This is a genomic window from Paraburkholderia sp. BL18I3N2 (assembly GCF_003001875.1).
GTDB classification, from domain to species: domain Bacteria; phylum Pseudomonadota; class Gammaproteobacteria; order Burkholderiales; family Burkholderiaceae; genus Paraburkholderia; species Paraburkholderia phytofirmans.
This window is the reverse complement of sequence record NZ_PVNC01000011.1, coordinates 139,372-154,727: the sequence shown is the minus strand read 5'-3', so window position 1 is coordinate 154,727 and position 15,356 is coordinate 139,372. Positions and strand designations below refer to the sequence as shown.

Genomic DNA, 15,356 nt, shown 5'->3' with positions numbered 1-15,356 from the left:
ACCGCGCTTCGCGCGGCGCCAGCACCGGCCCGGCACGAACAACCTCAGGAGGATAGCGATCATGGCCGCAATCGATCAGCAGACAGGCACGACAACGCAACGGGCGCACCACGCGCAATCCATGCAACACACGGACAATACGGCGGCGCATCGGGTCGTGATCGTCGGTGGTGGCGTGGGTGGACTCGGGTTGGCCACGCGTCTGTCCGAATCGCTCGGACGTGCAGGCCTCGCGCAGATCGTGCTAGTCGACCGCTGGCCCACGCACTTCTGGAAGCCGCTGCTGCACGAAGCCGCTTCGGGCCAACTCGATCCCGCGACCCATCAACTGCAATATGCGGTGCAGGCCCAACGCCATGGCTTCGAATTCGAACAGGGCGAACTCACCGCGCTCGATCGCGCAGAGCGGCATATCACCTTGAGCGCATTGCATGACGCCGACGGCCGCGAAATTCTGCCGTCCCGGCAGATCGCTTTCGATACGCTGGTGCTGGCCATGGGCAGCGTGACGCAATATTTCGGCGTGCCAGGTGCCGCCGAACATGCGTTGCCGCTCGAATCGGTCGCGCATGCGGAAGCATTCCGCCGCAAGCTGCTCGATGCCTGTCTGCGTGCGAATCACGCACGCCGGGCGCGGACCGCGCAGGCGGACACGCCGGTGTCGATCAACATCATCGGTGCGGGCGCGACGGGTGTCGAACTCGCCGCCGCGGTGCGCGACACAGTACGTTTGCTGAATCGCTACACGCCGTTCTCGCTCGATCCGGTACGTGACTTTCGCATTCGTTTGATCGAAAGCAGCGGGCGCGTGCTGCCCGCTTTGTCCGAAACGATTTCAGCGCGCGCGCAGCGGATGCTCGCCAGTCTCGGCGTGGACGTATTGAGCTCGACACGCGTCACCGAAGTGCGCGCCGACGCCGTGTTGACCGACGGCGGCGCTCCGCTCGCGAGCGACATCGCAATCTGGACGGCGGGCATCTCGGGACCGCCTGTCTTGCGCACGCTGGACGGCATCGCGGTGAATCGCAACGCGCAGATTCAGGTGAATCGCACCTTGCAGTGCACGAACGACGCGAACGTATTCGGCCTCGGCGATTGCGCGGCCTGTCCCGCCGACGAAGCAGGCGCGTTCCTCGCGCCGCGTGCGCAGGTCGCGCATCAGCAGGCGCTGTTTCTTGCGCGCACGCTGAAGTGCCGCATAGCGGGCGAAGCGCTGCCCGAGTTCGTGTATCGCGACGCGGGCACGCTGGTCGGCTTCGGGCGCGAAGGCACCATTGGCAGCCTCAGCAGTAGCTTGCTGACGCAGCCCGTGTTCGTCGACGGATGGCTGGCCACCGCAGTCTACAAGCTGATCTATCGGCGGCACGTGATGACGCTGACCGGCTTCGCGCGCATGGCGCTCGATTCGGCGAGCCACTGGTTACGCAGACGCGTGCATCCGGTGATCCGTCTGCACTAGACAAAACCTTGCTGCTCACGCGCCGCCCCACGCGAACGGTTCTGCAAGTGAGCAGCCTGTTGGCTGCTTCAATCTGCCGCATCTGAAACGCGTCCGTCACGCGCATGCAGCCCGGCTCGCTCGCGACGGCCAACTCCCGCTTCACGTCCTCGCTGGTTTTTCCTTGCGACGACTCCCGCACGCCACCTCGCATTCCGCACGATCTATTCTCCGTTTCCGTTTGATCGGGTCCTCATGCCAGCCCGGAGAGACTCCCTGAACGTGAGCGCGACATGACGGGTCCCGTCATCGGGACGATGCGCCGCAACAAAAGATGCACACGAGATTTATGACGGAATTGTCATGCTGCTCTCATGTCCGCATCGATCAACTATGGTATCTGTACGATGGTCGCGTCCCATCCTCACATTGAACCGTATGCTTCACTTTCAACGAATGCGAAGCCTGACGATGCGCATCACGCATTTCGGCGCAAACGTCCCAGTGCGTTGGGCGCGGCTCCGCATTCATCATCCCGTTTCACTCGGGGCCGCGCTGCTCGTCATCGCACTCAGTTCGCTGGCATTCTGGTGGAATCAACCTGACGGGCTGTTCAACGGCGGCGACCCATCCTGTTCCTCCGCATATGGGAAGCCGCGCGTCCGGCACGAGCCGTTCTTCGAGCGAGGCCTGCTCTCGCTCGAAGTGTTTTCCGCGATGACCCGCACCATGTCGCAGCCCTCCGGTTCGCCGTCTGCAGCCCATCACGACCTCGATGCATCCAATGCGTCGGCGTCATGCGCGCCCACACGCATCGGCCGCTGACCCACAGCAGTGAGAGAAAAATCATGCGCATCCTGATCGTCGAGGACGAGATCAAAACCGGCACGTATCTTCGCAAAGGCCTGACCGAAGCGGGCTTTATCGTCGACTGGGTGGAAGACGGCGTGACCGGCCAGCATCGCGCCTTGACGGAGGATTACGATCTGATCGTGCTCGACGTCATGCTGCCCGGCCAGGATGGCTGGACGGTGCTGAAAAACCTGCGCCGCACCCATTCGACGTCGGTCCTGCTGCTCACCGCGCGCGACGAAGTGGACGACAAGGTTCGCGGCCTCAACATGGGCGGCGACGACTATCTCGTCAAGCCGTTCGACTTCGCCGAACTGCTGGCCCGTGTGCGCTCGATTCTGCGACGTGGCCAAACCCGCGACGCCGCCTCGCTGCAAGTAGCGAATCTGGTGCTCGACCTGACGCGCCGCAAGGCCACGCGGCACGGCGACATGATCCTGCTCACGGCCAAGGAATTCGCGTTGCTATGGCTGCTGATGCGCCGTCAGGGCGAAATCCTGCCGCGTTCGACGATTGCTTCCCAGGTGTGGGACATGAACTTCGACAGCGACACGAATGTCGTCGACGCCGCGATCCGCCGCCTGCGCGCGAAGGTCGACGACAACTACGAACCCAAGCTGATCCACACCGTGCGCGGCATGGGCTACGTATTGGAAGAGCGCGGCTCATCGCAGTCATGATTCGACGTCTGCTCGCGGCGCTGCTCGTGCCGCGCACTTTGCGTGCGAGGCTGTCCATCCTCTTCGCGCTTTCGACCTCACTGCTACTCATATTCAACGGCGTATTGCTGTATCACGGCCTGAAAACGCGTATCGAAGCGGCGTCGGCCCGCGAGATGACCACGACCCTCGCCGCGCTGCAACTGCGCCTGCACACCATGCCCAGCATTCAGGCGATCAGCGCGGATCGTGAGACGTGGTACAACCAGCTATATGGTCATCAGAACCTCGATATCGCACTGTTCGACGCGCACGGCGCACCGCTCGTTCGCACCAACGGCTACTGGCCGAATGCGGAGGCGATGACCGTTCGCACTGCCCTCGCGCCGGTGCGCGTGTCGCTCGAAAAACTGCCGTTGCGATTTCTGGTGGCGATGGCGCCGCTCGGCGACCCCGCCGGCAGTCAGGTGCGCGTGGTCGTCCAATACGACGCGAGCGGCGAACGCGCGCTGCTGCGCGCTTATGCGCTCAATGTTCTGGTCGTCATCGTAACGGGGACGCTGGTGAATGCGCTGCTCGCATGGTCGATCGGCCGTTTCGGATTGCGGCCGCTGGCCCGTTTGACGGCGCGCGCCGAGCAGATCTCCAGCCGCCATCTTGCGGAACCGTTGCCCGAGCACGACATGCCCGGCGAACTGAAGGAACTGAGCCGGGCCTTCAACCGGATGCTCGCGCGCCTGCACGACTCGTTCACGCGTCTCACGCAATTTTCGTCCGACCTCGCGCACGACATGCGCACCCCGCTCACCAATCTGCTGGCGGAAGCGCAAGTGGCGCTCTCGCAACCACGTTCCGCCGATGAATATCGCAGCGTGATCGAATCGAGCGTGGATGAATGCCAGCGCCTCGCGCGTCTGATCGACAGCATGCTGTTTCTCGCGCGCGCGGACAGCATTCGCCACCGGCTGACGCTGCAGTCTGTCGATGCGCGCAGTGAGGCGCTGCGCATTGCAGGCTATTACGAAATCATGGCCGCCGATGCCGGCGTGGAGATCGTCGTCTCGGGCAACGCGCGCTTCGAAGGCGATGTGCTGATGGTTCAGCGGGCACTCAGCAACCTGATTTCGAACGCATTGACCCACGCGCCGCGCGGCAGCGTCGTCGACGTGCGGTGCGCGGAACACCGGCGCCATGCGCACGTGTCGGTGTCGGATACTGGCGCCGGCATTGCGAGACCGCATCTGGAGCGCATCTTCGACCGTTTCTACCGGGTCGATCCATCGCGGCATAACTCGGCGAGCGGCACGGGCCTCGGACTTGCCATCGTCAAGTCGATCATGGACGAACATCACGGCGAGTGCAGCGTGGAAAGCGTGCCGCACGTGCGCACCACCTTCAGCCTGCGCTTTCCGAAGCATCCGCCAGTCAGCTAGGCGAAGCACGCGCCCGCACGATGACAAAACTATCATGCGGTGATCACCACGGCCTCATCCCCTGCCCCGCACAATGTCCCTGCCTGATCGATATTGCTCAGTCATCCAGATCAACCTGCAGAGGGACACCGCTGCACTTACCCACGCGATCATCGCATCAACGGAAGCCCGTTCATGACATACCCGAAACGCATGCTCGTCGAAAACCTCGCATGGTCCGACGAAATCAACACCCGCGATCCTGCCTATTTCCGGCGCCTCGCCAGCAATCAGCAACCGAACGTGCTGTGGATCGGCTGCTCCGACAGCCGCGTGCCGGAAGCCATTACGCGGGCAATGCCCGGCGAGGTCTTCGTACATCGCAATATCGCGAATCTCGTCGCCGACAACGACGAGAGCCTGTCGAGCGTGCTCGAATACGCGGTCACGGTACTGCAGGTGGAACATGTGATCGTCTGTGGGCATCACTGCTGTGGCGGCGTGCAGGCGGCGTTGCGGCCGCCCGCGCCCGAGTTGCCGAACGTCAATCGCCGCATTGGAGGAATTCGCCGGCTGAGTGCGCTGCACAGCGCCGAATTGCGCGAGCTGCCGAGCTTCGAGGCGCGCGCGGATCGACTCGCCGAGCTCAATGTGCTGGCCCAGGTGCAGGCGCTGCAAGCCATGCCGTTGATTCAGCGCGCACAGCGCCCGGTGCAGATTCACGGCTGGATTTTCTCCATGCACGAAGGGCGTTTGAAGACATTGACCGGCGCGCCCTGGACCGCGGACTACAACGCGATCGCCGAGGCCGCAGCGGGCTGATTGCCTCTGCGCCAACCTGCCGGCATCGCTGCAAGGAGACCGACACGCCCCGGTCGACCGTGCCGCTCGTCGTGGTGTGGTGCGAATCGCATACCCACGCTGGCTGGCAAGCTGACGGCATCGCGGACCGTCAGTCAGTCCAGAAACTCCGTCGCCCGCTTGCGCAGCACCGCGCCGAAGTCGTCGAGCCAGCCGATCGACAAACGCCAGCTCTGCCAGTAGAGATCGACATCGATATGCTTGCCGGGCGCGATCTCCACCAGTTCGCCGCTGGCCAGATGCGACGCGATCATGCGCTCCGGGCACATGCCCCAGCCGAGCCCCGTGACGCAGGCACGCAAAAACCCGGCGACGTGCGGAATCCAGTGCAACGGCGGATCGAGGTCCGCGCGCGTGATGCGGCGCATGAAGCGCTTTTGCAACTGGTCCTTGGGATTGAAGTCGACGCACGGCGTGCGCCGCAAGCTCTCGCGCGTCACACCGTCGGCAAAGTGACGCGCGAGAAACTCCGGTGAACAGACCGCCAGATAACGCATCCGCCCGAGACGCGTGGAGCGGCAACCCTGAACCGGCTCGGCCTGCGTGGTGACCGCGCCTTGCACGCTGCCGTCGCGAATTCGCTGCGCGGTGTGGTCCTGATCGTCGATCACCAGATCGAGCAGCATCTCCCGTTCAACGCAGAATTGCGCGACCGCGTCGATGAACCAGGTGCCCACGCTGTCGTCGTTGACCGCGACGCGCAGCGCCGGCCACGGTTCGACCAGCGTGCCGGGCAGCGCCGGCAGGCGGCCGGTCAGCTCCGCTTCGAGCAATTGCACGCGTTCGGTGTGGCGGCACAGCAGCGCGCCCGAGGTGGTCGCGACGCAAGGCTGGCCGCGCTTCACCAGCACGCTGCCCACGCGCTCTTCCAGCAGTTTGACCCGTTGCGACACTGCGGACGGCGTCACATTCAGTTCGCCGGCGGCACGGTCGAACGAGCCGTGGCGCACCACGGCGGCGAGCGCATCGAGCAACGCGTAGTCGAGCATTAGTGTTCCTTAATCGGCGTTAAGTGAATTAGCTTCTCTTATGAGCAGCAAACCCGCAGACTAGCCTCGTTCGCTGCTCCCGTCTACTGGATCGATTATGAATTGGCTTTCTTTTTCCCACGGCGCCGCCCTGTGTGCATCCCTGATCGTGACGATCGGCGCGCAAAACGCCTTCGTGCTGCGTCAGGGCATCATGCGCTCGCATGTCGGCAAGATCGTTGCGCTGTGCGCGTTGTCGGACTTCATTCTGATCGGTGCGGGCGTCGGCGGCGCATCGGTGCTGGTCGAGCGCTATCCCGTGTTCGTCCACGCGATGCTGTACGTCGGACTCGCCTATCTGGCGTGGTTCGGGATCAACGCGTTGCGCCGCGCGGTGCGGCCGGAGCACGCGGTGATGGACGGCGAGAACGTCGGCGCGGCGCCCGTGCAGCGCGCCGTGCCGATCATTCTGATGACGCTCGCCTTCACGTGGCTCAATCCGCACGTGTACCTCGACACATTCCTGCTGATCGGCACGGCCGGTGCGCGCGAACCCGAAGGCGCGCGGGTCGCCTTCGCGCTGGGCGCGATGGCCATCAGCGGGATCTGGTTTATCGGTCTGGGTTACGGTGCGCGCGCCCTCGCGCCGCTCTTCAAGCGGGCGACGGCATGGCGCGTGCTGGATGGCGCGATCGGCAGCATGGTGCTGCTGCTCGCAGTCACGCAGTTGCGGTGAGCGCCGCCAGCGCGGTTGTAATTGGACGATGTGGGCAGCAAGCCGCGACTCTCAGAAAGCACGGGTGCCCGCGCCATGGCAAACCCGTACGCAGCGCCCCACTAGATGCATCCGAGCGCAGACGCCTTCAACGTGGCCGCGGCGCGGGTAGAACATTCGAGCTTGCGAAAAACACTTTCCACATGCGTGCGCACGGTACTCGGGCTCAGTTCGAGAATGCGGGCGACCTCCTTGTTGCTCGCGCCCAGGCTGATGTGTTTTAGCACTTCCGCTTCTCGCGGCGACAGCAAGCCTGCTTTCGGCGTCTGCCCACGCTGGCCTGACGCCGGCGAGTCGCCGAGCTCGGAAGAAACGATTGCTTCGACCGCTTCTGTATCTAAACGCCCCGCCTGCGCCTGCTCGTCGAGCAGAGCCGCGGCCTGTTCCGGTGAAAATGCCGGTCGCCAGGGACGCGCCGAGCAGAACGCCACCCACGCGGCGGCAACCTGGAGTACACGCGCTTCACGTCCCATTGCATCGCCGCCGCTGCCGCGGAAATAGCCTGAACCGTCGAGACGTTCGTACGCGAACGAAGCGATCTCCGACTCGCGAGCGAGGCCCTCGATCTGCTTGCCTGCACGCGCGGTCCAGTAAGGCACGAGGCGCACCTTTTCCCATGCGGCCGGAGAAAGCTCGCCGGGTGTGTTCCAGATGGCATTCGGGACCGCCATGCGTCCCATGCCGTGGAGCAGTCCCGCCGTGTAGGTGCGCCGCCGCGCCTCGTCGTTCATGCCTAAACTGGCGCAGCAGGTGCCGGCCGTCTCGGCTACCTGGCGCGAATAGCCGGTCATCCACGGCAGCTTCAGATCGATCACGTCCGCGACGATCTCCGGCGCGCTGACAAGCTGCATCGCAGCCGTGCAGGCGGACTCGGCATGGCGCTGCGCAGCCGGATCGGCGAGTTCCTCGAGCCACGCGGCGGCACGCGCTGAGGCGAGTTGCGCGAGTTCCAGCGGATATTGCCGGCCGGCCTTTTGCGCGATCAGCATCTGCGCGCGCTCGAGACCGTAGACCCGGCTCAGAATCTCGAGATCCCCGGCCACGCCGACGATGAACACCGCAGCGGGCACATCGCGGCCCGGCCGGTGGTTCGGCAAACCAGCGCCGTCCCAACTTTCGAAAATGCGTCGAAGCGCTTCCTGCGTCGCCTGTGTGAGGCCGAGCATATGCGCCACCTCGCCCGAGACCTCGCAGTGTATCTGGGCCAGCGAGGTGATCGCGGCGCCCACTTGCGCCGGCGAATTGCCGGTCCCGGTCCAGTCCGGCCGCATGGCGAGCATGGCCGCGCGGCCGCCGACGTCGTCGCCGAACCAGTCGGAAAAACCGGTTGCGTTGGCCGTGCAGCCCGACCACCTCAGAAGGGACACCTCCTTGACGACGTCGCACTGCGCGTCGTCCAGACCGGCCTCTGCCGCGAGCCGCGCCGCCAGCCAGCCTGTGCGGGGCGAATGATCGGTGGGCTGCCCCATGCTGAGGTCGCCAATGAACGCCAGAGCCTTGACGGCGTCCAGTACCCGGATTGCAGAAACGTCATGCATAGCTTTCGACCTTGTTGTCAGTACCCGCTCATCCAGTGAAACCGGATCGGCTCGGACATTCGACCGATACAGCAAACCGGCCAAACAGCGCATTCTCCAATCCGCAAACTGTTTCTTATCCAACCAAGTTGACGAAGAGGATGAACATTATGAATACCTTGTTGAAAAAGTGTCTGGCTGCGACGTTGATGCTGGGAGGCCTGGTGTCGCAGGCCGCCGTCACCCCGGCAAGCGCCGCCGCGCCGAACGACGGTCTCAAGGGAAAGAACGTCGTGCTGGTGCACGGCGCATTCGCCGACGGCTCGGGCTGGAACAAGGTGATTCCGCTGCTGGAAGCAAAAGGCCTGCACGTGGTCGCAGTGCAGAACTCCCTCAAGTCGCTCGACGACGATGCCGCGGCAACGCAACGCGTCATTGAACAACAGAACGGGCCCGTCATTCTGGTCGGCCACTCGTGGGGCGGCGCGGTGATCTCGCAGGCAGGCAACGACGACAAGGTCAAGGCCCTCGTCTACGTCGCGGCGTTTGCACCGGATAACGGTCAATCGATCAACGACCTCCTCAAAGGCAAGCCCGCGCCTTCCTGGATGACGGCATTGCAGAAGGACTCCGCCGGCTATCTGACACTCTCGACCGATGCGATCATGAAGGACTTCGCGCAAGACCTGCCGCCGGTCGAAGCCCGTGTCGTAGCCGCGACGCAAGGCCCGTGGTTTGCCGGCTGCGCGGATGACAAGGTCGCCACCGCCGCGTGGCATGGCAAGCCGTCGTGGTACGTGCTGGCGCAGAAGGACCGCATGATCCCCCCGCCCTTGCAGGCCGCGATGGCGCAACAGATCGGCGCGACGGTGGTCAAGGTCAATACGAGCCACGTTGCGATGCTGTCGCAGCCGACTGAAGTCGCCGCAGCAATTATCACGGCGGCTCGCGCGGCGAAGTAAGGGTGGGAGGCTGCCGGACTGTTCTGGGGAAATCAACGTGCAGGCAGCCGCTGCACGCATGCTTAAGGATCTGTAAAGCCGGCAGCCGTAGGATGCTGGCCTGAGCGTGCGTCGTCCAGCCGGGGGGGTGTTCTCCGTGAACGTTAGACGCAGCGCTCACCTTCTCTCAGGTTCTGGAAGCCTCGGAAAACCAGAAACGTTCAAGCCGGTTATCGCCGGCTTTTTTTTGCCCGTTAACCTGACATCGCGAACCACGCGCACCGGCACTGACGGCGACGGCCGGATGTGCTGTCAGGCTATACGCGAACTCTTCGCCGCGGTCAGTGATCGCGCGCAATGAGTCAGACATCTACGCACCGGTTTCGCGCCGCTCACCCGTGACTGTCGATCCAGGCACGCGCCCACTCGAGACCCGCGCGTTGCGCTTCGTCCTCAGTATCGAAGCAGGCGAGAATGCCCGACGCTTCGACCAGCTTGCCGGCAAGCGTGATGGTCCCGCTAGCGCCGTACCGCTCGGGCTGCAAGATGTCCTCCTGCTGCAAGATGGCGTGACCCCAGACCGTGTAGCCGTGATAAGTCTGGGACTCCATCAGCGTGTCACCTCGGGCGTGACGCCGCGAAAATCCACCCGCAACACATTGCCCTCAGGCGTGATCTGCCGCGGAATTTCGGACATGTCCGGTGCGTGTGCAGGCATGCTTTCCCGCCGATCCGATTTCGCGACGAGCCTTGCAACCGGCGCCGGTGCAGGCCGCGCGCGAGCTTTCACTGCATGGGGAACGATGTGCCGACTCCCGGCAGGCCGGCGGGCAACGACCGCGCAATGCGGCTTGCCAATTCGCGCTTCCGGCGGGTTCCAGACCTCGACATAGTGCCCGCCGGCCATTGCCGTCGAAGCCGCCGCGAACAGCATGATGCCCAAGCCCAACAATCGAAACATGTTCTCTCCTATGCTCCGCCGCTCGCGCCGCCGCAACTACAGCAGCGCCGTGAGATTCCATGCAGGATACTGTACATCCATACAGGTCTTTGCGCAATCCAATGATCGTCGCGGAGCAGCTTGCGCTGCGGACATGACGCCAATGCGTAACGGGGACGAGAACATAGCCGCCGCGCGGTTTGCGAGCGACGACCAAAACTCTGAATGAGCTTTGGCAGGCAGGAAGCCCGACGCGGATTGTCGGGAGCAGCAGTCGAACTGCAAAACTACCACATGGTGGTTTGAAAGCGTTTTCGGATTGGTTGCGGATGTTCGCTGCACGGTCGAGAACCTGAATCCGCAACCCATCAATATCAAGTGCGGCGAAACCGCCGCTCCCCCTTTACTCCACCGTCACGGACTTCGCCAGATTCCTCGGCTTGTCCACATCAGTCCCGCGCGCGCACGCCGTGTGATAAGCCAGCAACTGCAACGGCACCACATGCAGAATCGGCGACAACGGCCCATAGTGCTCCGGCATTCTGATCACATGAATCCCCGGCTCACTCCCAATCCGCGTATCCGTATCCGCAAACACATAAAGCTCGCCGCCACGCGCCTTCACTTCCTGAAGATTCGACTTCAGCTTCTCGAGCAGCGCGTCGTTCGGCGCGATCGTCACGACCGGCATCGCATCGGTGACGAGCGCCAGCGGGCCATGCTTCAATTCACCGGCGGGATACGCCTCCGCGTGAATATAGGAAATCTCCTTGAGCTTGAGCGCACCTTCGAGCGCGATCGGATAGTGCGAGCCGCGTCCGAGAAACAGCGCGCTTTCCTTGCCCGAAAACTTCTCCGACCACGCGATGATCTGCGGCTCCAGCGCCAACACCGCGTTCAACGCGGCCGGCAGATGGCGCAACTGGCGCACATAGTCGGTTTCCTGTTCCGGGCTCACCGTGCCGCGGATTTTGCCGAGCGTCGCGGCAAGCACGAACAGTCCGACCAGCTGCGTAGTGAACGCCTTGGTCGACGCCACGCCAATCTCGCGGCCCGCGTGCGTGTGGAACGACAGTGACGTCAAGCGCACCATCGCGCTCGTCGCCACGTTGCAGACGGACAGCGTGTGCTTGTGTCCGACCGACTGCGCATGCTTCAACGCAGCGAGCGTGTCGGCGGTTTCGCCGGACTGGGAGATCACGACCACCAGCGCTTTCGGATTCGGCACCGAATCGCGGTAGCGGTACTCGCTGGCGATTTCGACCTGAGTGGGAATCTTCGCGATCGATTCGAGCCAGTACCTGGCCGTCAGTCCCGAGTAATAGCTGGTGCCGCACGCGAGAATCAACAAACTGTCGATATCCGCGAACACGGCCGCAGCCTCTTCGCCGAACAGCGACGCATCGAGCGATTCGCCTTGCGGCACCGTATCGGCGGTCGCGCGCGGTTGCTCGAAGATTTCCTTCTGCATGAAATGCCGGTACGGGCCGAGTTCCACGCCGCCGCCATACGCGGCCACCGTGCGCACTTCGCGCTCTACGTCGATGCCATCGCGGCTCACCACGCGCACGCGCTCGAGCGTCAACTCGCACACGTCGCCCTCTTCCAGGAAGATGAAGCGTTCGGTCTCGCCGGCCAAAGCGAGCGCGTCGGACGCGAGGAAATTCTCGCCTTCGCCGATACCGACGACGAGCGGCGAACCCTGCCGCGCACCCACCACGATATGCGGATGAGCCTTATGCTCGACCGCGATCGCGTATGCGCCGTCCAGTTGCTTCACAGCTTCGCGAACCGCCTCGAACAGATTGCCGCGATACAGGCTGTGCACGAGGTGCGCGACCACTTCCGTGTCGGTTTGCGAAACGAACACATAGCCCTTCGCGCGCAGCATCTCGCGCAACGGCTCGTAGTTTTCGATGATGCCGTTATGCACCAGCGCCAACTCGTCCTTCGAAAAAATCGGATGCGCGTTGTCCGTGACCGGCGCGCCATGCGTCGCCCAACGCGTGTGCGCGACGCCCGTGCCGCCTTCGAGATGCGTCTCGCGCGCCTGGGCGTCGAGATCGGCGACGCGCGCCGTGCTGCGCGCGCGGCGCGGACCGACGCCGGCCAGGACGGCGACACCGCACGAGTCGTAGCCGCGATACTCGAGACGCCGCAGTCCTTCGATCAGAACCGGGACGATGTTACGTTGCGCTACCGCGCCGACAATGCCACACATAAATTTGTTTTCCCACGTGATGTTGTATCGGATGGAGCGAGCCGCCCCGAATCGGATCGAGCCTTATGCGTAGCCGGCCGGGTTGGTCGATTGCCAGCGCCAATGGTCGACGCACATGCGCTCGATGCCGTACTGCGCGCACCAGCCAGGCAGCTTTTCCGGAGCGGCCGGATTGGCGAAACACGACGCAACGTCGTCAGGACGGTTGTCGTCGTAATACTCGATCGGCTTCGAGACGATTCGCCCACCGCCTTGAGCGCCGCGAAGTGAATCGCGCCGCTCACCGGATGCGCGTCGAAAATGCGCTGCAGCGCGGCTCTATCGCGCGAATCCGTTTCATAGAACGTGACACGCTTGACCGTGATCTGCTCGACTCGTTTGAGCGACTCGCGGTTGCTTGTTGACGAGGTTATCGACCACGACCACGTCTTAGCCACCGTTCAGCAATTCCGCACAGGTATGCGAGCCGATAAGGCCCGCGCCGCCGGCGACCAGAATCGTGCCTTTCAAGTCCATGCGAAATTCCTTTTGGTATTGATTCAATCCGCTTGTTACTGCCGTGCATTGCCGGTTCCGGCCGCGCCCACGCCGACGGTCGCGAGTCCGCCATCGGTGACGTACGGCACGAAGCCGGCTTCCGTAATCCGCGCCGCGGTGGCGGCCGCGCATGTGTCGTCGGCGGGTGGGCAATAGTCGATGGACAGCACCGGCAACCTGTATTGATCGCGGATCATTGCCGCCTGCATCAGCAGCCAGTCGCGATCGGCCTGCGGCACTTCCGTGTAACGCTGCTTGCCGGCATCCCAACCGCGGTACAGCGATTCGAACGCCACCATGTAGGCGAGATCATGGACCTGCGGCAAGACCTCGAAACCGCGATTGAAGATCAGCTTCGCGCCGGGATAACGCCTCTTGATCGCGCGGATGACCCGCACCAGCCCCGCTTCCTGCGCGGCGCGCGTGGCGTCGGTTTTGGCGATCAGGTGGTAGGAATCGAGCGTGTCGAGAAAGAAGCCGCGATAGCCTTTTTTCCATAACGGCGCGATCACCTTGTCGACGAAAAACGCCGGCCATTCAGCGGCCGTCTGATCGATCACGTGCGAGGCCCACGCCTCGTTGACGCCCGGCAGCCACTGGCGCGGCATCGCGCTGTAATACGCTCGATGCGGGTTCACCTCGCCCACGCTCACATACGCGAACCACGCCGGATGGCCCTGCCGGTGAGCGCGCGGATCGAAGTGCGCGTCGGGATCGACCACCACGACATCGAACCCGGCCAAATCTTCGACAGGCGGATTCATGCCGTAGTACAACGCCACCGATGGTCCCGCCGGCGCGTTCGCCGCGCCCTGCGCGTGCGCGACCGAAGCCAGCGCGCCGAGCGCGGCCATACGCGCGAACCGGCTGACACGATGCAGCAGCGCGCGTAAGCTGAAGCCTCGGTCTTGATCGTGATCGTGCTCGGACAAATCCGGCTCCTCTTTCATGTTGTTCGGGCAACGCCGCCCGCTTGACGCCGTCGTTTCTAGCTACGCACGGGCAGGAACGGCCACCAGCAAATACTGTCGAGCGATACAGTCGAGATCGACGGACTGAAGCCCGCCTGTTGCGCAGCCGTCCATGCGGTTTGCGCGGCCGAACTCGCCGTGCATGACGACGTGTAGTCGAGCGACCCGACGAGGAAAGCGCTGCGGCCGAGATTCTGCTCCGTGCTTTGCCACGACTTCAACTGCTGCACGATCGACGTGCTCGTCGACGGCAAGAAGACCTGTTCCGCGATCACGCCGTCGATTAGCCACGGAAACGATACACCGCCCGTCGTTGCGCCCATGGCCGATACCGGCGCCGCATTCGGCACCATCGCCAGATCAGGAAAGCGGTCGCGCAGTTGCTTGACGAGATCGAGACCGCCCTGGGCGCAGGTTGCATTGCACGGGGCACTCGACGCATTGGCGCCGTGTCCGACGATTTCGAAGTTATCCAGCATGAAGCCGTCGACACCGGTTGCCGCGAGACGCGGCGCGATGTAGTTGACAATCAGGTTCTGATAGTCGGCGTTGGCGGGATTCATCCAGTATTCCTGGAAGCCCGAATATCCGCTGATTTGCGCCGCAGTATTCGCGCCGCACGACACGAAGCCGGACGGCACCGTGTTCCAGTAAGTCCGCCATTTTTCGCAGGCGCCGAAATTCAGGTAGCTGAGCACTTTCGCGCCGTTCGCCTTCAACGCGGCGATCTGCGCGGCTGAGAAGGCAGGCGTGCCGTTGCCCGGATCCGCGTCGATCACGATCACATTGAACGTAGCCGCCGCCTTGGCAATGTCGAGCGCGCTGCCCCGGCCGTAATAGGCCGTCCACACCGGCGATGCCGGCAAGGCGCGGGCCGTCGAGATCGCGGGCATGGTAGTCGAGCCGGAATTCGTCTTGTTCGACGAATTGCTGGAACCGGTTGAGCTTGTCGAACCAGTCGAGTTACCAGAGGTACCCACGCTTGCGCTCGCCGCAGTCGCCGTAGCCGCCGTCGATCCATTCGATCCATTGGAACTGCCCGTGCCGCTGCCGCCACCTCCGCAGCCGGCCAGCAGACTGCACGCCGCGACGATCACGGCTGCACTGAGCCAGCATTGGACGGCTCGGCGGCCGTCATGAACATCGGCGGCAAGGCGCGCGCGAGCGGCCCGCCGAAGCGGGCCAAATTCAGCTTGATACATGGTGGAATCTGAAGTCGAACGGTGTGAGGTCAAAGGTGCCGGCGCGCCGGGTCGTCTCGTCG

Annotated in this window: 17 protein-coding genes; 8 read left to right on the top strand and 9 right to left on the bottom strand. The window is 63.7% G+C overall.

Annotated features, from left to right (window positions below; genetic code table 11):
- Positions 1 to 61 precede the first annotated feature (61 nt).
- From B0G75_RS25870 to B0G75_RS25850, 5 genes are all read left to right on the top strand, one after another.
- Complete coding sequence (locus tag B0G75_RS25870; RefSeq protein ID WP_106312279.1) at positions 62 to 1,459, top strand: NAD(P)/FAD-dependent oxidoreductase; 1,398 nt, start codon at positions 62 to 64, stop codon at positions 1,457 to 1,459.
- A gap of 450 nt (positions 1,460 to 1,909) precedes the next feature.
- Positions 1,910 to 2,263 carry a hypothetical protein gene (locus B0G75_RS25865; protein ID WP_258194688.1) on the top strand — a complete coding sequence of 118 codons (354 nt, stop codon included), beginning with the start codon at positions 1,910 to 1,912 and terminating at the stop codon, positions 2,261 to 2,263.
- A 23-nt stretch (positions 2,264 to 2,286) separates the two neighbouring features.
- Complete coding sequence (gene irlR, locus B0G75_RS25860; RefSeq protein WP_106312273.1) at positions 2,287 to 2,970, top strand: heavy metal response regulator transcription factor IrlR; 684 nt, start codon at positions 2,287 to 2,289, stop codon at positions 2,968 to 2,970.
- Positions 2,967 to 4,382, top strand: coding sequence for a heavy metal sensor histidine kinase (locus B0G75_RS25855; RefSeq protein WP_106312270.1), 1,416 nt, complete (start codon positions 2,967 to 2,969; stop codon positions 4,380 to 4,382). The genes irlR and B0G75_RS25855 overlap by 4 nt, the downstream gene beginning before the upstream one ends.
- 174 nt (positions 4,383 to 4,556) lie before the next feature.
- Entirely contained in the window at positions 4,557 to 5,183 is a 627-nt protein-coding gene (locus tag B0G75_RS25850) for a carbonic anhydrase (protein WP_106312267.1), read from the top strand.
- A gap of 134 nt (positions 5,184 to 5,317) precedes the next feature.
- Here the strand turns inward: B0G75_RS25850 and B0G75_RS25845 are convergent, their stop codons facing one another.
- The gene (locus tag B0G75_RS25845; RefSeq protein WP_106312264.1) at positions 5,318 to 6,211 is read right to left on the bottom strand and encodes a LysR family transcriptional regulator ArgP; all 894 of its coding nucleotides are present in this window, start codon (positions 6,209 to 6,211) and stop codon (positions 5,318 to 5,320) included.
- A gap of 97 nt (positions 6,212 to 6,308) precedes the next feature.
- Between B0G75_RS25845 and B0G75_RS25840 the strand changes: the two genes are divergently transcribed.
- Positions 6,309 to 6,926, top strand: a complete 618-nt coding sequence (locus B0G75_RS25840; protein ID WP_106312261.1) for a LysE/ArgO family amino acid transporter — start codon at positions 6,309 to 6,311, stop codon at positions 6,924 to 6,926.
- A gap of 101 nt (positions 6,927 to 7,027) precedes the next feature.
- On the opposite strand, the gene B0G75_RS25835 is transcribed toward B0G75_RS25840, so the two are convergent.
- Entirely contained in the window at positions 7,028 to 8,503 is a 1,476-nt protein-coding gene (locus B0G75_RS25835) for an HD domain-containing phosphohydrolase (protein WP_181309341.1), read from the bottom strand.
- A gap of 149 nt (positions 8,504 to 8,652) precedes the next feature.
- Here B0G75_RS25835 and B0G75_RS25830 point away from each other — a divergent pair, with 149 nt between their 5' ends.
- On the top strand, positions 8,653 to 9,444 hold the full coding sequence (locus tag B0G75_RS25830; RefSeq protein WP_106312476.1) for an alpha/beta fold hydrolase: 792 nt from the start codon (positions 8,653 to 8,655) through the stop codon (positions 9,442 to 9,444).
- A 166-nt stretch (positions 9,445 to 9,610) separates the two neighbouring features.
- Here the strand turns inward: B0G75_RS25830 and B0G75_RS40260 are convergent, their stop codons facing one another.
- From B0G75_RS40260 to B0G75_RS25800, 7 genes are all read right to left on the bottom strand, one after another.
- On the bottom strand, positions 9,611 to 9,793 hold the full coding sequence (locus B0G75_RS40260) for a hypothetical protein (RefSeq protein ID WP_146142537.1): 183 nt from the start codon (positions 9,791 to 9,793) through the stop codon (positions 9,611 to 9,613).
- 22 nt (positions 9,794 to 9,815) lie between these two features.
- Positions 9,816 to 10,034: a hypothetical protein gene (locus tag B0G75_RS25825; protein WP_012432531.1), complete on the bottom strand. Its 219-nt coding sequence runs from the start codon at positions 10,032 to 10,034 to the stop codon at positions 9,816 to 9,818.
- Positions 10,034 to 10,357 carry a hypothetical protein gene (locus B0G75_RS25820; protein ID WP_106312473.1) on the bottom strand — a complete coding sequence of 108 codons (324 nt, stop codon included), beginning with the start codon at positions 10,355 to 10,357 and terminating at the stop codon, positions 10,034 to 10,036. The genes B0G75_RS25825 and B0G75_RS25820 overlap by 1 nt, the downstream gene beginning before the upstream one ends.
- A gap of 409 nt (positions 10,358 to 10,766) precedes the next feature.
- Positions 10,767 to 12,584, bottom strand: a complete 1,818-nt coding sequence (glmS, locus tag B0G75_RS25815; protein WP_106312255.1) for a glutamine--fructose-6-phosphate transaminase (isomerizing) — start codon at positions 12,582 to 12,584, stop codon at positions 10,767 to 10,769.
- Positions 12,560 to 13,021, bottom strand: coding sequence for a GDP-mannose 4,6-dehydratase (locus B0G75_RS25810; protein ID WP_219908291.1), 462 nt, complete (start codon positions 13,019 to 13,021; stop codon positions 12,560 to 12,562). Before B0G75_RS25810 ends, glmS begins: the two co-directional genes overlap by 25 nt.
- Before the next feature lie 114 nt (positions 13,022 to 13,135).
- Entirely contained in the window at positions 13,136 to 14,053 is a 918-nt protein-coding gene (locus B0G75_RS25805; protein ID WP_308705930.1) for an endo alpha-1,4 polygalactosaminidase, read from the bottom strand.
- A gap of 56 nt (positions 14,054 to 14,109) precedes the next feature.
- On the bottom strand, positions 14,110 to 14,985 hold the full coding sequence (locus tag B0G75_RS25800) for an endo alpha-1,4 polygalactosaminidase (protein ID WP_258194685.1): 876 nt from the start codon (positions 14,983 to 14,985) through the stop codon (positions 14,110 to 14,112).
- Between B0G75_RS25800 and B0G75_RS41460 the strand changes: the two genes are divergently transcribed.
- Positions 14,984 to 15,232: a hypothetical protein gene (locus B0G75_RS41460; protein WP_258194684.1), complete on the top strand. Its 249-nt coding sequence runs from the start codon at positions 14,984 to 14,986 to the stop codon at positions 15,230 to 15,232. The genes B0G75_RS25800 and B0G75_RS41460 overlap by 2 nt on opposite strands.
- The last annotated feature ends 124 nt before the right edge of the window (positions 15,233 to 15,356 follow it).